The organism is Providencia sp. PROV201, assembly GCF_028479545.1.
Taxonomy (GTDB): Bacteria; Pseudomonadota; Gammaproteobacteria; order Enterobacterales; family Enterobacteriaceae; genus Providencia; species Providencia huaxiensis.
Genome location: NZ_JAMPNW010000027.1, coordinates 44,189 through 59,926, shown reverse-complemented (window position 1 = coordinate 59,926; position 15,738 = coordinate 44,189). Strand labels below are relative to the sequence as shown.

Annotated in this window: 13 protein-coding genes and 1 pseudogene; 11 read left to right on the top strand and 3 right to left on the bottom strand. The window is 39.5% G+C overall.

The window, feature by feature from the left end; all coding sequences use genetic code 11:
• The 5 genes and pseudogenes from PR809_RS17820 to PR809_RS17800 all read left to right on the top strand — a co-directional run.
• A pseudogene (locus PR809_RS17820) lies at nucleotides 1–401 on the top strand (hypothetical protein); the annotation flags it as partial.
• Between the two features lie 59 nt (nucleotides 402–460).
• Nucleotides 461–1,633 (top strand): TolC family protein, encoded by a 1,173-nt coding sequence (locus tag PR809_RS17815; RefSeq protein ID WP_229597516.1) that lies wholly within the window; start codon nucleotides 461–463, stop codon nucleotides 1,631–1,633.
• On the top strand, nucleotides 1,614–2,864 hold the full coding sequence (locus PR809_RS17810; protein WP_206276116.1) for an HlyD family efflux transporter periplasmic adaptor subunit: 1,251 nt from the start codon (nucleotides 1,614–1,616) through the stop codon (nucleotides 2,862–2,864). Before PR809_RS17815 ends, PR809_RS17810 begins: the two co-directional genes overlap by 20 nt.
• 3 nt (nucleotides 2,865–2,867) lie before the next feature.
• A complete protein-coding gene (locus PR809_RS17805) occupies nucleotides 2,868–3,320 on the top strand; it encodes a hypothetical protein (RefSeq protein WP_206276117.1) in 453 nt (150 codons plus the stop codon).
• Complete coding sequence (locus PR809_RS17800; protein WP_206276118.1) at nucleotides 3,307–5,292, top strand: ATP-binding cassette domain-containing protein; 1,986 nt, start codon at nucleotides 3,307–3,309, stop codon at nucleotides 5,290–5,292. The genes PR809_RS17805 and PR809_RS17800 overlap by 14 nt, the downstream gene beginning before the upstream one ends.
• A 53-nt stretch (nucleotides 5,293–5,345) precedes the next feature.
• Here PR809_RS17800 and gntU read toward each other — a convergent pair whose 3' ends face one another.
• From gntU to gntR, 3 genes are all read right to left on the bottom strand, one after another.
• A complete protein-coding gene (gntU, locus tag PR809_RS17795; protein WP_102140241.1) occupies nucleotides 5,346–6,701 on the bottom strand; it encodes a gluconate transporter in 1,356 nt (451 codons plus the stop codon).
• Entirely contained in the window at nucleotides 6,701–7,240 is a 540-nt protein-coding gene (gene gntK / locus PR809_RS17790) for a gluconokinase (RefSeq protein WP_102140240.1), read from the bottom strand. Before gntK ends, gntU begins: the two co-directional genes overlap by 1 nt.
• Before the next feature lie 466 nt (nucleotides 7,241–7,706).
• Nucleotides 7,707–8,702, bottom strand: a complete 996-nt coding sequence (gene gntR, locus PR809_RS17785; RefSeq protein WP_102140239.1) for a gluconate operon transcriptional repressor GntR — start codon at nucleotides 8,700–8,702, stop codon at nucleotides 7,707–7,709.
• Nucleotides 8,703–8,902: 200 nt separating this feature from the next.
• Here gntR and PR809_RS17780 point away from each other — a divergent pair, with 200 nt between their 5' ends.
• The 6 genes from PR809_RS17780 (at nucleotide 8,903) to PR809_RS17755 (ending at nucleotide 15,517) form a co-directional block, all read left to right on the top strand.
• A complete protein-coding gene (locus PR809_RS17780) occupies nucleotides 8,903–9,940 on the top strand; it encodes an ABC transporter substrate-binding protein (RefSeq protein ID WP_102140238.1) in 1,038 nt (345 codons plus the stop codon).
• A complete protein-coding gene (locus PR809_RS17775; RefSeq protein WP_241098633.1) occupies nucleotides 9,937–10,953 on the top strand; it encodes a FecCD family ABC transporter permease in 1,017 nt (338 codons plus the stop codon). Before PR809_RS17780 ends, PR809_RS17775 begins: the two co-directional genes overlap by 4 nt.
• Complete coding sequence (locus PR809_RS17770) at nucleotides 10,950–11,717, top strand: ABC transporter ATP-binding protein (protein ID WP_206276119.1); 768 nt, start codon at nucleotides 10,950–10,952, stop codon at nucleotides 11,715–11,717. The genes PR809_RS17775 and PR809_RS17770 overlap by 4 nt, the downstream gene beginning before the upstream one ends.
• Nucleotides 11,718–11,728: 11 nt before the next feature.
• On the top strand, nucleotides 11,729–12,547 hold the full coding sequence (locus PR809_RS17765) for a class I SAM-dependent methyltransferase (RefSeq protein WP_206276120.1): 819 nt from the start codon (nucleotides 11,729–11,731) through the stop codon (nucleotides 12,545–12,547).
• Nucleotides 12,544–13,389 (top strand): ModD protein, encoded by an 846-nt coding sequence (gene modD, locus PR809_RS17760; RefSeq protein ID WP_206276121.1) that lies wholly within the window; start codon nucleotides 12,544–12,546, stop codon nucleotides 13,387–13,389. The genes PR809_RS17765 and modD overlap by 4 nt, the downstream gene beginning before the upstream one ends.
• A gap of 133 nt (nucleotides 13,390–13,522) precedes the next feature.
• Nucleotides 13,523–15,517: a TonB-dependent receptor plug domain-containing protein gene (locus tag PR809_RS17755; RefSeq protein ID WP_206276122.1), complete on the top strand. Its 1,995-nt coding sequence runs from the start codon at nucleotides 13,523–13,525 to the stop codon at nucleotides 15,515–15,517.
• The last annotated feature ends 221 nt before the right edge of the window (nucleotides 15,518–15,738 follow it).

Below are 15,738 nucleotides of genomic sequence, written 5' to 3'. Positions count from 1 at the left end.
AAAATAAAAAAACTAAACAGCAACTATCTAAAAACGACTCAGAAGAACTTAATCACATTCAAGAAACCCTGAATTCATTACAGGAAGTAAATATCAGTATAGCGCAAAAAATGGTTTCCGTGACTGAAAGCAATGAACTTGCGACTGATATTTCTTCATACCTTCAGGCCTTATCCACCACTGCACAAGATCACTTAGCAGTTTTACAATCAATAAGAGAAGCTGATGACGACTGGAAAAGAAAATTAGCGGTCTACTTATTAGAAGAAAAAATAAATAAAAGAAATGAAAATGAAAAAATATCAGAAGAAATTTTAAAAATAGATCAAACTACACAATGGCTAAAAGAAAACACCATTGAGAGCAGAAAAAAATTATTAACATTACTATCAATGGAGTAAAAAACGTGCGCCTCATCACCTTTGGTTTTTTATTAACACTATTATCACCATCTTATAGCTTGGCTAGCCAAGATGTAGAAAATTTCCAAGCCTTTATTAACCGAGTATTAGAAAATTCCAATCCGGTTCAAATAAAGTCATTAGAATTAGAAGCTGAAAAGCTCAGAGCAAAGCAAACAAACTATTATTATCTACCAAAAATATCAGCATCAGGAAAAATAAAAAGCCATGATGGCAGTACCAGCAGTAATATTACTGCCAGTTCATTAGTCTATGATACGACGCTAACTCATAAATTTAACGAAAAAAATTTAAAATTAAAAATATCAACGCTCTCACTAAACAAAGAAAAAGAAGAGCTTTACACCTCAACAACTAATAACTTAATTGGCATCTATTATCTCAATGAGTTAACAAAAACGACAGATGATTTAAATAAAAACGCTAAAAATATTTTCAAACTTATTACCCACCGCTATAAAAGTGGTATAGCGAAATACAGCGACGTTGAACAAGCGTCCTTATTGATGCAGAGGATTGAAACAGAGCTACAGAATATAGAAAAAGAAATTGAACAATATAAGTCAAATATTGAGCTTTTATCGGGGATCACCTTTCCATCTAAAGGCGTACAGGTTCCCAAAAACTTACTAAAAAAATTGCAAAAAACTATTATTGATAGTGAAAACGCGCAACAAAATAGCGAATATAACTTGCTCCGCATGCAAGCTGATGCAATGAAGGAAAATGCTTATCAACAAAACCCATTCTTGAATGTTAATGTTATCGCCGAAGAACGATTTGTTGACCAAGTTCGAAGTCGTAACGAGTCTTACATGGGAATGGAGGTAAAACTAAATATCTTTGACCTTGATAAAATACTGAATGAAAAATCTCAGCTAAAACTGTATGAAGCAACAAAAGGAAAGGCTGATTATAAATATAAAGAATCAACCGCTAAAATTAAAAATTTAAAATTAATTGCTAATTCAAATGCGACTGAACTTGCAGGGTTACATGCACAACGTAAGACCATGCGTTCGATAGTTAAGAGCCAACAAAGGGAATATGAAATATCACAGTCTTCTTTCTATGAAATGGTTAACACATTATTTGATATGTTAACAATGGAAAGGCGCATAGCTGAACTAATGATTGCTGATATGAAAAACAAAATGGAATACATACAATTAACAGGGAAGTTAGCTGAAATTGAAACGTTATCTAAATAAACTGAACCAAATCCCTAAAAAATTAAAAATATTCCTAGGTATCACATCATTGTTCATCGGATATATTTTATTAGCTGAAATAGAAATATCCTCTCCTGGAGAGGGTATCATCTCAGGGGTCTCCAATCGGCTAGAAATAGTAAGTCCTGCATCTGGATTTATTAATCAATTCGCGATTAAAACCGGCGATAAGGTAGAGAAAGATCAGATTTTATTTTCCTATACGAATCTAGATGCGTTTCATCAAGAAAAAACCTTAACCAACCTCGTTACTTTTGCTAATGAACGCATTGATGAATTAGAAGAAAATAAAAAGCTATTAAATAAAATCCTTGATGGAAGCATAAGTACAGAATCTGAATATTTTTTCTTTGCAAAGGGCTTACAGAGTCAAACGTTAAGTGCTTATAGAGAGCTTTATGGTCACGTTCTCTTACGCATGGAGATAAGCAACTTAAGAGATAAATATATCTCACAAGTTAAAGAGTCTAGTGAATTAGAGAATCAGATTAACATATTGAAAAAAAAGGACTTATTATTAAAGAATGCAAGAGCTCCTGAAATTGAAAAACTCAATAATAATGCTGAAATTAGCCGTACCACCGCATTGATGACATCAGGTGAATTAAATGCTCAAGGGCTATTGCGAGAAATCTCACTGCTAGAAAAGAAATATACTGCACGGCTTATCGGTGAAATCCAAGAAAATGAAACTCTACTTAATCGGCTAAAAAAAGAGAAATTAGAAAACAGCGGCCAGATGGAATTACTTCGCAATAAAATAAGAGCAAATAGCGTACTATCGCCAGCAGATGGGGTTGTATTAAGTATCGAAAAAGATTTAGAAAAAGGCTCTTACGTTGAAGCCTCAAATTTAGTCATGGTAATTAAAAAACAGCAAAATACACGGGTCATTGAAGGTAAAGTATTAGCGAAATATCGTCCTTTTATAACGCAACAGTTGCCAGCAAAAATTGTGGTGAACTCCCCTGGATTTAAAAAAATCATTAACGGAAAAGTCACAAAAATCAGTGCTGACTCCTTTAGTGATAGGGAACGAGCCAACCAAGAGCGCTATTATTCCGTACAAATTACACCGGAACAAAATACTGTGCTCCATCCAGAGCATGATGGCCTACCGGTGATGCTCTATATCTCGAGTAAAGAGATTTCAGTGCTTCATTATTTAACCGCATTAATTAGCGATAACATTACATTTAACGTTTGGTGACCTATGTTAGGTTTTATTTCTGCATTATCTGCTGCTGTAGCAACCATGACATTACTTATGGCCGTACTTTTAGCAAATGTGTTATCAAGTACGATGGCCGCTGAAGAAAATAAAGGTAAAGCAGCATTGATAGGAATTGATAACAGCAACACTGAAGCTTCTGCATCTATAAATACCGATAGTAATAATGGCAATGGCAAGAACATCATGAAGTCATTAATATTTAGCCATGACACCATCAAATTCATTGACCATGAAAAGGTTAAATCTATTGATATCTATTGCAGTTATGGAAATAACATCTCTTTTGATGTGGCAATGACCTACACCATTTATAACACCGTATTAATTAAGAAAAGCACGCCTAATGTACACATTAAAGCATTGAAACCTATTGAAGATAATCAAGGTGTTAACGCTTGCTTCCTGAAGAGTGAAGAAAATGAAAGAAAGTAGTTTCCATGATGTCATTAACCAATATTTTAAGATATTAGGGGAGTCATTTATCTCTCCCGCCCTATCGTATGATAATAAATATATATTAAATAATATAAATGAATTTATTAATAATGATTTTTTCACTTATCAATATGTTTCCATTTCTGATTTTAGTGAAAAAAACCTGCCCGCTCTCTTCATTATGGAAATAGAAAATGGAAAGTACATTATCATTAAAAATCATAAGGGCCAGCTAACCAACCTCACAACTGACACCACAATAACGCACCAACTAATTGAAAGTAAAAACTTATTTTCATTCTCTGCGAGTGAAAACACATTGAATGAAGAGAGTATATACACATCACTAATTAAGTTAACCCCAAAATCCAGTTTATTTTCATTACCTTTAATTGTATTTGCACTGTTATTACCTTTATATTCAAATCTTTTTAACTCACGATTAGTTTACAGTGAGTCCATAAGCTCAATCTTATATATTAGTTTTATTTTCATTGTTGTTATTGGCTTAGAGTTCTTTATTAAACACATTATTCATGAACAGAATATAAAAAAAACAAAGCTTAACATCAGCATTTTTAATCGTTACTTTGTTAATTTATTAAAGCAGTCTAGTTGTAAAAGTGCCTCGATTAAAGTGAGAACTGCCGAAGCATCGATTTTACAGGTATGGGAAATCAAACCACAAATTATTTATGATATCGGTTTAGCCATTTTATTTTCATTTTGTATTTTTGGCATGCTAGGTTTTTATTCATTATTGCTATTGAGCTATTACGCTGGGCTTATCTTTTTATGTCTACATGTCCGCTTCCTTTCCTATAAAAATATGCTTCGAGCGAATACCTTAAACTATGAAAAATCAGCCATGTACTACTCGTTAGAACAGAAAAAACATGAGCTGTATTTCGCCAGAGATAACCACTTTAAGCAGTACATCAGTACAAAAACCAATGAAGATGAAAAAATAAAATTAAAACTGAATGAGGCAAACCACCATTGGATGGAAATCATCAAAGTAAATACGTTTCTATCCATGATTATCATGTACGTGGCTAGCTATTTAGCTATTGGTGAAGGGAGTTTAAGTTTGGCCTCCGTTATCGCTGTAATGATCATTAATGGCCGACTTTCAGGTGCAATTACAAGTGCAATTAATCGCTTATTTATGGTGAAAACACATCTATTTCATATCAAATCCAGTATTGATCAGCTAAAAAACAATCCACTTATCCATTTCAAAGTAGATGGCATAGCAACAGATTCGATAAAGCATTTTAGTGCAAAAAATCTTAGCGTTAATATTAATGGTAAAACCATTATTAACCAGCTCAATATTGAAGCCAAACCCGGTGATGTTATCGGTATTACTGGTATTTCAGGGGTAGGAAAGACATCTTTAATGAAAGCATTATGTGGGACTTCGGAATACTCTTCAGGGGATATTACAATCAATAGTATTGGAATTGATGAAATTTCCCAATCCTTTTTAACAGAAAAAATTGCCTACCATAATGGTATTTCAACATTTATTCATGGCAGCATACGTGACAATTTTAATTTCTACGGTGTTTTCGATAACAATACGATTGTTCGCCTGACCAAATTATGTTGCCCAACCTTACTGATTAGCAAAGAAACCTTAGACGACACACTCGTCACCGACATCGCTGCCTCTACAGGGGAAAAACAAAAGTTACAGCTCGTTCTTGCACTGATAAAACAACCTGAAATGATATTCTTAGACGAATCAACATCATTTATGGCAACCTCTGATGCGATCTCATTTTTACAATTAATAAAACAAGAGTTTGAATTAGATAAATCAATTATTTTCTTTTCTACTCACGACTTAGGGCTGACCTCATTTTTTACGAAGCATATTGCGCTATCACCGGGCCATGTTAAACACATTAACGCCCCACAACCCCACAATGAAATTATCATTCCTAAAATTAGCTTAAGCTAAACAAAAACGCCCACTTGATTGTGGGCGCTTTGATTACCTTTTTATGAAGCACATTACAAGAACATAAAGAACACCATGCCGACAATTGCCCCTGTCGTACCAAGGATAGTTTCCATTACCGTCCACGTTTTTAGCGTTTGCGCTTCTGTCGCGCCAGTAAATTTCCCATACAACCAGAAACCAGAGTCATTTACATGGCTTAAAATCAAAGAACCACCAGAGATGCAAACGGCTAATGCTGCCAGTTGTGCTCCTGAGTAGCCTAACTCACTGATAACAGGTAACACTAAACCTACAGCAGTTAAACATGCAACAGTTGCTGACCCTTGAATAACACGTACTGCACCCGCTAGTACAAAACAAGCAACCGCAATAGGTAAACCTGCACCAATTAAAGAGTCACCTAGCGCGGGACCGACACCTGAGTCCACCAAAATTTGTTTGAATACGCCACCAGCACCGGTCACAAGTAGAATGATCCCAGCAGGTTGGATCGCAGCAGAACAAATCGCCATGACTTTTTCTTTATCCATACCATAACGGAAGCCTAGGCCATAAATCGCCAGTAAACACGCTAACAATAAGGCAGTAAAAGGGTGACCGATAAACTCTAACCAATGCTCAAGAGTGGTTCCTTTTTCAACTAAATGAGTCCCGATTGTTTTTAAACCCACTAATACCAATGGGAAAAGCACTAAACACAAGCTAAATCCAAAGCTTGGCATTTTGCCATGTTCTGTATTTGGCGCTTGATAATCCGCAGGGATATCAATATGAACATAATTACTGATAAATTTACCAAATAAAGGGCCTGCCAAAATCATGCCAGGGATAGCAGCACACAGGCCAATTAAAATCATCCAGCCATAATCCGCGCCCATTTGTGATGCAACCAACATCGGTGTTGGTCCCGGTAATAAGAACGCTGCCGCGGCGGCAACACCAGCAAATAGAGGGATAGCAAGGCGGACAACGTTATGGCCAGTACGGTTCGCTACCGCAAACACCACGCCAATTAACAAGACAATAGCCACATCAAAGAAAAGCGGTAGCGCACAAATCAACCCTGCGACACCCACTGCATAGTGAGCATTCTTTTCACCGAACAGATTAAGTAGCTTATTCGCTATTTGGTCTAACGCACCTGTTTCATGTAAAATTTTACCGAACATTGCCCCAAGCGCCACCACAATAGCAAGGAAACCTAAGGTTCCCGCCATACCTTTTTGCATGGTTTCAGTGATCTGTTGTACTGGCATGCCGGAGAATAAACCCGCACCAATAGAAACGATCATTAGCGCGACAAATGCGTGTAAACGAGCATACATTACTAAAAAGAGCAGTAAAACGACAGAGCCAACCGCCGTTAGCACGAGCGTTAACGTGCTTAATGTTTCTGGGGTATTCATTAGTTATCTCCAGCGACAATCTTACGAATAGTAGAACACGTATTTTCAATCACGTTCTCTAAGGATGGTCGAATATCAACAACCTGCACATCAGGTTCATCCGCACCAGGTTCTTGTAAAGCATCAAATTGCGATTTCAGCATTTCAGGCTTAAAGAAATGCCCTTTACGTGCTTTCAATCTCTCTTCAATAACAACCGCATCACCTTTTAGGTAAATAAAATAGAGGTTATGGTTCCCCTCTCTTAAGATATCGCGATAGCTTTTTTTCAGTGCGGAGCTAACCACCAGCGATACCTTATTGGTTCTTTGCATTGCAAAAATGGCATTATTTAATGCGACTAACCAAGGTTTACGGTCGTCATCATTTAATGCGTGACCCGATGCCATTTTTAAAATATTTGATTTAGGGTGAAGAAAGTCACCATCAAGGAAGGCAGCTTGTAGTTGCTGTGCAACACCGGTAGCAACAGCAGACTTACCACTACCCGATACCCCCATTAGTACAAATGTATAGTTTTGTTTTTGGGTATCATTCATAGGAAACTCCTCAGATATTCACTATTGTCCTGGCTTTAGTTAAAAACCGGCATTTGTTACCGGTAACAAGTTACGGGTAACATTATCATCAGTGCGGATTTATTTGGCAATCAAATTGGTGAAGAAGAGAACAGATCTGTGATGATACTCTCAATCTGACTTCAGAATAGGCAGGTGAAGAACAAAGCAAAACTCGCAATGCAATATAGAAACAAAAGACGAAAAGACGAAAAGACAAAAAGACAAAAAGACAAAAAGACAAAAAGACAAAAAAACAAAAAAACAAAAAAACAAAAAAACAAAAAGTATATTTAAACTTTATTGCTCGTCTTAAAACATTCCTCTAAATAATTCGTGTTGTCGCTAGGCGCCAAGCGAGTCAAGCCCTAGGAGCATACATAAGTATGTGACTAGGGTTGGCGAGTACAGGCAACAACGCGACAGCGCGAAGGATGACGAGGAATAATTAGATACTTTCGCCAGTAAGGACAGAAAACCCCACATCAAAATGCGTATCCGTTAGCTTCTTACCAGACATTCTCGCCAACAAGACTTCTGCCGCCTTACGCCCCATTTGGTCCCTTGGCGTCAAAATACTCGCCAGTTTTGGCGTCATCACTTGCCCTACATCATGGCCGTGGAAACCTGAAATAGCGAGATCTTGTGGAATTTGAATACCTAAACGTTGGCATTCAAAAATAGCCCCTATTGCTAAGTCATCATTGGTACAAAATAAGCCGTCAGTATCTGGATACTTATCACGGCAATCGTGCAACAATTGAGCGCCTAACGAATACGATGAGCTAGCCTGTGTCATCACATTACGTGGTTCAAGATTGGCATCGAGCATGGCCTGCTCATAACCTTTCAGGCGGATAAAAGTACGCTCATCATGCCTTGCGCCTAAATACACAACCTTACGGCAGCCGCGCTCAATCATTGCCCGAGTCATTTGGCGGGACGCTTCAAAGTTATCAATACCCACTGCAATATCTAGGCAAGGAGAAACGCTATCCATAATTTCAACCACAGGGATCCCCGCAGTTTTAAGCATACGCAGCGTTCTCTCTGTATGGGTTCGTTCAGCTAAAATCACACCATCAATATTATAAGAAAGTAGCGAAGTCAGCCGCTCCTCTTCTTTTTCGGGCAAATAGCCATAGTGAGCGAGCATGGTTTGGTAGCCATGGCGGTCTGTCACGGCTTCAATTCCACGGATCACTTCGGCGAAAACTTGGTTAGTTAATGAAGGAAGCAACACCCCGATGGCATGGCTGGTTGCATTCGATAAAATATCGGGAGCTTTATTCGGAATATACCCGGAAGCCTCCACCGCCTGAGCAATTTTATCACGCAGAGCTTCTGAAACCTGCTCTGGGTTTCGTAAAAAACGACTCACCGTCATTTTCGTGACGCCAACTTGGTCGGCAACATCCTGCAAAGAAGGTCTTCTTTTCTTCATAAGTCCAAAGTCATATTCAATTCGTTAACGATAACAATGTTCTGCTATCCATCAATAGATAGCAATCTTTGTTACTGATTTACATCACATAAACGTTGATTTTTCTTAACCAACCCACTTTTGTAGTTGACTCTCTATCATGACTCCGCTAATTTTCGCGCTATATAATTATTATCATAACGAATAGATGAAATTAGACTATGGCTATCAATCGTAGACAGTTTCTTAAATCCAGTGCCGTCCTCACTGCTTTTTACTGCTTACCAAGCTTCGCACAAACTCGCCCAGAAGTTGAAGCCGCGATATTCGGTAAACTCCCAACACCCAAGGATATTCATCGCGTCATCAGCTCGGGGCCCCCTTCCGATTTACTGATGTTTGCCTTAGCCCCAGAAAAAATGGTGGGTTTCGCCTCTATTTCATTGAAAAAAGGGCAAACGGGCCTTTTTGCACCACAATGGCTTGAATTACCGGTTTATGGCCGCTTGGCAGGCCGTGGTAGTACCCTTTCCCTTGAACAACTGTTGTCTTATAACCCTGACTTAATTATTGACACAGGAAACATTGATGAAACTTATCGCTCACAAGCAGAAAAAGTCGCCAAACAAACCCATGTTCCTTATTTGTTAATCGCAGGTGGCCTAAAAGACTCACCGCAGCAACTAATGCAACTGGGTGAAATCTTAGGGGTTTTACCACAAGCACAACAATTGAGCCAACTTGCTCAACGCTATATTGATGATGCTGCCTTATTTGCTCATCAAAACCAACAGAAATCACTGAGTTTTTACCTCGCGAGAGGGGCAAAAGGTTTAGAAACTGGCGCTAAAGGCTCAATTCATACTGAAGCGATTGAAATGCTAGGCTTACGCAATGTAGTGGATATCCCTAATTTTCATGGCCTTACTACGGTTTCTATGGAGCAGCTCTACCAATGGAACCCTGACATCATTATAACGCAATATGACGAAGCCATTGAACTGATGACAAGTTCTGCATTATGGCAAGGGCTTGATGCTATTGCTAATCGCAAATTACTTGTATTTAGTGGCATGCCATTTGGTTGGTTAGATGGGCCTCCAGGCGTTAACCGCCTACTAGGAATGAGGCGGCTACAAAGCCATTTTGATAAAAACATTGCCATGAATATTAAACATGATATTGCTGAGTTTTTTACTCGTTTCTACCATTCATCATTAACGACACAGCAAATTGATTTGCTCATGGAAAAGTCATGAATGATGTTTTGAACAAAAAGGGAAAATTCCTTTTATTGGTCATCATATTACTGATTAGCTTTGTTATTGCGTTAACAAGTGGTAAGTACTCACTTACACTTAATGAACTTTATCGACTATTTGCCAGCCAATTATCATCTCACAGTGAATTGAGTAACCCACGCCATGAAACCGTTTTCTGGCAAATACGCTTTCCACGCACATTAGCCGCTATTATTATTGGCGGAGGGCTAGCGATTGCAGGCGCAGCTTACCAAGGAATGTTTCGTAACCCACTAGTTTCGCCTGATATTTTAGGTGTTTCTGCTGGTGCGGGCGTGGGAGCTGTCATTGGTATTTTCTTCGGCCAATCTTTGTTTTACATTCAATTAAGTGCATTTATTGGTGGGCTAATTACCGTGACTTTAGTGTGTTTTATTGCCCGCCTAGCACGGCAACATGACCCTATTTTATCTTTGGTTCTTGTCGGTGTCGCTATCAGTGCGTTATGTGGTTCCGCCATATCCTTAATGAAGATCCTTGCAGACCCCTACACCCAGTTGCCTTCCATCACTTTTTGGTTATTAGGTGGATTGTCATCGATTACCCAAACAGACTTAGTGTCAGTATTACCGCTGATGATTATCGGTATTATTCCACTATTATTATTGCGCTGGCGTATGAATTTACTCAGCTTATCGGATGAAGAAGCCAAAAGCCTTGGGATCAATGTCAGTTTAACCCGCGCTGTTTTCATTGTTTGTGCCACATTACTTACAGCAAGCGCGGTGTCAATCGCAGGAATTATTGGTTGGGTGGGGTTAATTGTTCCACACATCACTAGAATGATAGTGGGTGCTAACTTTCGCTATCAGCTCCCGGCATCACTGGCAATTGGTGCCATCTTATTGCTAGTTACTGACACCTTAGCACGGACTATTGCTGCAATTGAATTACCAATAGGCATTTTAACCTCCGCAATTGGCGCCCCCTTCTTTCTGGCTATCTTATTGCAGACAAGGCGGGTGAAATGAGCATTCTGTCTTTGCAAAAGGTCGCAATTGGTTATCATGGCACTGCCATCATTGATGGTATTAACCTTTCATTACCTAAGGGGGAGATTAGTTGCTTGTTAGGCGCAAATGGCTGCGGTAAAACCACCTTGATGAAAACATTACTGGGGTTATTACCCGCAATTAAAGGTGAGATCCTACTCAATGGGCAAGACATTCAAGGTCTTAACCCCCGTGAAATAGCCAAAACTGTCGCTTATGTTCCCCAAGCCCATGATACCCCCTTTACTTTCACTGTACTTGATATGGTGATGATGGGTTTAACACTCCATATTTCAATATTTTCAGTCCCTAAAGAGGCCGAAAAAAACTTAGCATATCAACAACTAAAGCATCTGGGCATTTCACACTTAGCAACACGTCTATACAGCACACTTAGTGGCGGAGAGAAACAATTAGTATTGATAGCAAGGGCTTTAATACAAAAACCATTACTTCTAATTATGGATGAGCCGGCCGCTAGCCTTGATTTTGGTAACCAAATTCGCTTACTTGAGCAAATCGAAAAGCTTAAATCCCATGGTATGACGATATTGATGTCAACCCATCATCCACAGCATGCCGCAGCTATCGCTGATAACGTCATTTTGCTTGATAAGCACCACAAAGCGAGGCAAGGGTTATCCAAATGTATGTTAACACTTACTAACTTGGCAGCACTTTATAATGTGGATGAGCGCAGCATTCAAGCTCACTTCCAGCTTCCATCAACGTTTTCTTGTTAAGGTCAGGGATCATGTTAATCAATCAAATCGATTTTTCAAAAATGTACCAACAGCACATGCAACAGGCACAACGTAGCCGCAAAGAACCAGAGCATTGGGATAAAAAAGCACAACAAATGGCACAAAACTGTGCTAATCCTCATGACCCATACTTAGTACGGTTTCGTGAACTAATGGATTTAACAGGTGCTGAAACCTTACTTGATGTCGGTTGCGGCCCCGGTTCCATAAGCCTTTGCCTAGCGAATGAATTTAAAGATGTGATTGGAATTGATTATAGCCGTGGCATGCTCGAAATGGCTGAACTACGGGCTAAAGAGCTCGCTATCCCACATGCACGCTTTGAACAGCTCGCATGGGAAGATGATTGGCGTTCATTGCCAAAAGTGGATATTTCTGTGGCATCGCGTTCAACGCTGGTTGATGATTTAAAAGCTGCTTTATTGAAACTTAATAACCAAACAAAATTACGGGTGTACACAACCCATACCGTCAACCCAACATTTATTGATGAGAAAATAATTCGCAAAATAGGCCGTGAAGTTGTTCGTTTACCTACCTATATTTATGCAGTGAATATTTTGCATCAAATGGGTATTAATGCGCGTGTTGATTTCATTAAAAACCCCAATAAAGGGGGATTTGATAGCTTTGAGGCTTTCGCTGATAGTGTCAATTGGTCCCTTAAAAATATCACGCCAGAAGAAACCTCGGTCTTACGTCAATACTATGATGAACAAACCGCTTTAGGCAAAACAGTCCCTTATCCTTCCAGAGATTGGGCGATGGTATCTTGGGATGTGGTAGATGAATCGGAACTGACGTTATGATTTACGTGCCCGATGCATTGATCGACCAACTACTGCTAGATGACATCCAATATGGGGACCTCACTACACGGGCACTTGGCCTACAATCCCAACTGGGTGTCATGACCTTTGCATCCAAATTTGGCGGCTGTGTCAGTGGAATAGCTATCGCCAGACGCATGTTAGAAAAACTCGGTATCACTTGCGAGTGCCACTGCCAAGATGGCCAACAGGTTGAACCACAAAGTATTTTAATTCGTGCGACTGGGCCTATTGAAGCCTTACATCAAGGCTGGAAAGCGGTGCAAAACGTGCTTGAATGGTGTGGAGGTGTAAGTCACTACACCCAGCAAATGGTCAGTATTTTGCGTCAATATCAACCGGATGGGCAGCTTGCTTGCACCCGAAAAACCATTCCACAGACAAAGCCCCTTGCCTTAACTGCGATTTTGGCTGGGGGCGCTATTATTCATCGTGCAGGCAGTGCAGAAAGTATCCTACTGTTCACCAATCATCGCCAATGTCTTGAAAAACCAGATGATTGGGCGGGCCATATTAAAACACTACGCCAAGCCGCTCCTGAAAAAATGATTATTGTTGAGGCTGATGACTACGAGCAAGCCATTCTCGCCATCAATGCGCAAGCCGATATTATTCAGCTGGATAAATTGCCCATTGAGCAAATTCAGCGACTACAAGAACTCGCCAAGCAACAAAGCCGGCCTTGTCGACTATCCATTGCTGGTGGAATTAATTTAAAAACAATAGAAACATTCGCACAAACAGGGGTGCCATTATTGGTTACGTCAGCCCCTTACTACGCAGCACCACGAGATATCAAAGTGAAGATTTTTAAGCAGTAACCAAAGAAGTTAGCGTCAAAAAAAACCATTTGCAAAAACAGCCTACCCCGTAGGCTGCATCCACTTATGGTTAATGACGCACATCATTATATAAAAAATAATATATCGTTATTTATGAAACTGGAAAGAGATAATGAAAATAAAACAAATTACCTATTTAGTCGGGATGGCTTTATTCACATCACAAGGATACGCCGCCTCACCTAACACCGAAAAAAATACCGATGTGATGTCCGTTTGGAGTACCCCGCTTGCGGCTGATGCAAACATCATCACAGAGAGTCAAATGAAACAGTTGAATAAAACCAACGTCGCACAGGCGCTGAGCACAATGCCAGGAGTTTCCATTCAAAAGTCAGGTAACCGCAATGAAACCCAAGTCAATGTACGTGGTTTTGATAGCCGCCAAGTGCCTATTTTCTTTGATGGTATTCCAACCTACGTACCTTACGACGGCACATTAGACCTCGGGCGCTTTATGACTAGCGAGCTGGCCAGTGTTGAGTTATCGACTGGCTATACCTCTCTATTACAAGGCCCAAACCTAATGGGCGGAGCTATTAACCTAACCACCGCCACGCCTAAAAAACCCTTTGAAGCCAATATTAGTTTGAATCAAGGTTTTGCTCGCGGTGCCGATAATGCCCACAATATCAGTGCGCGCTTAGGTGGACGTAATGATCTAGGCTTTATCCAAGTGAGTGGCAGCCAATATAAACAACGTTTTATGGGAATACCGGGGTCTGAAAATAACAATCCATTAGCAGGAAATAATGGCCGTCGCCCGAATTCAGCTACTGACGACAAGCGCATGATGGTGAAAGTGGGCTGGACACCTCGTGAAGCCGACGAATATGTCATTACCTATCTCAAACAAGATGGAGATAAAAATAGCCCCCCGAGTGTGACAAATACCAAGCCTCAAATATGGCAATGGCCGGCTTATGACAAAGAAAGTTTTTATTTCAATGGCACAACCCAAATAACCAATGATATCGCGTTACAGAGCCGTCTGTACCACGACACATTTAAGAATACCCTTCATCAATATAAGTCTATCAAAGATTATGAAAAAGGTATCTATAACTACAGCCGTTATGACGACTACAGCAACGGGGCTGATATGCGTGTTGACTTCACCGTGCGTGAATTAGATATGCTGTCATTTGCTGCCCACTGGAAAGAAGATGTTCACCGTGCGCGTGCAAAAAGAGATGTCCCATTCGACCGTTATAAAGACAATACCTATTCTATTGCTACAGAATATCAATGGGTTGCCATGGATAACCTTGATATTATCGGGGGTATCGGCTATGACTGGCGCAAGAGTGCTGACGGCAAACGCTATGACTATAAATCAGGGGATTTTGAGAAATACGATGGTAACAGCCAACATGCCTTCAACTGGGAAGTGATGGCTCGCTACCACTTAGAAAATGAAGATACAGTACAATTCTCGATATCAGAAAGAAGTCGTTTCCCAACGCAAAAAGAGCGCTATACCAAAGAAAAAATGAAAAGTGACGACACTTTCGTCATTAACCCACATATCGATACAGAACGGGCACTTACCTATGATTTGACTTACAAGGGACATATCTCACCCACTTGGTCATATACTTCAAGTCTCTATTATAACCATGTCTCTGATGCCATTATGGCGCATCGTGTTGGCACGAATAAGAATGGAGGCTATATACTCGAAAATCGTAATAGCGGAAAAGTCGATTACTTTGGCATTGATTTAGGCACCACGGGTCAAATTACGGATTGGATGGAAGCCGGTTTAAGCTACGGCTATATTCATGCGGATCCAAAACATTACAGTGTAAAACACGTCACCGAATTACCGACTCACAAAGCCTTTGCTTGGGTGAAATTTACCCCTTATGAGCCATTCAGTATCACAGTAACAGAAGAAGCCAGAAGTTGGGCCTTCAACTATGTTGATACCGATAGCAAAGTACGTGGCTATGCTAAAACTGACCTGCGCTTAGATTATGATTTTGGCCAAGGTATTTCTGTTAACACCTCAGTGAACAACTTATTCGATAAATCATATGAATATACTAATGGCTATATTGAAGAAGGCCGTAACTATTGGCTAGGTATTGAATATAAATATTAATCATTAATATATTAGGCAGAGAATTAAGTTCTTTGCCTAATATTTATTATATAGACTTAAATTAGTTAACATTGAAATAATTAAGTAATAACACTTAAGATATTTCCTATAAAAAAATGTATTTCTACATGAGTTAATTTATATAGATTATTATATCTTTTTAACTACAAATGTGATTAACTCACCACCTTTAAGGCTTTAAATATACCATTAAATAGTTT

Coding starts and splice junctions, on each gene's coding strand:
- gntK (WP_102140240.1), bottom strand. CDS start 7,240: ATGAATGATACCCAAAAACAAAACTATACATTTGTACTAATGGGGGTA.
- gntR (WP_102140239.1), bottom strand. CDS start 8,702: ATGAAGAAAAGAAGACCTTCTTTGCAGGATGTTGCCGACCAAGTTGGC.
- PR809_RS17805 (WP_206276117.1), top strand. CDS start 2,868: ATGTTAGGTTTTATTTCTGCATTATCTGCTGCTGTAGCAACCATGACA.
- PR809_RS17765 (WP_206276120.1), top strand. CDS start 11,729: ATGTTAATCAATCAAATCGATTTTTCAAAAATGTACCAACAGCACATG.
- PR809_RS17800 (WP_206276118.1), top strand. CDS start 3,307: ATGAAAGAAAGTAGTTTCCATGATGTCATTAACCAATATTTTAAGATA.
- modD (WP_206276121.1), top strand. CDS start 12,544: ATGATTTACGTGCCCGATGCATTGATCGACCAACTACTGCTAGATGAC.
- PR809_RS17755 (WP_206276122.1), top strand. CDS start 13,523: ATGAAAATAAAACAAATTACCTATTTAGTCGGGATGGCTTTATTCACA.
- gntU (WP_102140241.1), bottom strand. CDS start 6,701: ATGAATACCCCAGAAACATTAAGCACGTTAACGCTCGTGCTAACGGCG.
- PR809_RS17780 (WP_102140238.1), top strand. CDS start 8,903: ATGGCTATCAATCGTAGACAGTTTCTTAAATCCAGTGCCGTCCTCACT.
- PR809_RS17775 (WP_241098633.1), top strand. CDS start 9,937: ATGAATGATGTTTTGAACAAAAAGGGAAAATTCCTTTTATTGGTCATC.
- PR809_RS17770 (WP_206276119.1), top strand. CDS start 10,950: ATGAGCATTCTGTCTTTGCAAAAGGTCGCAATTGGTTATCATGGCACT.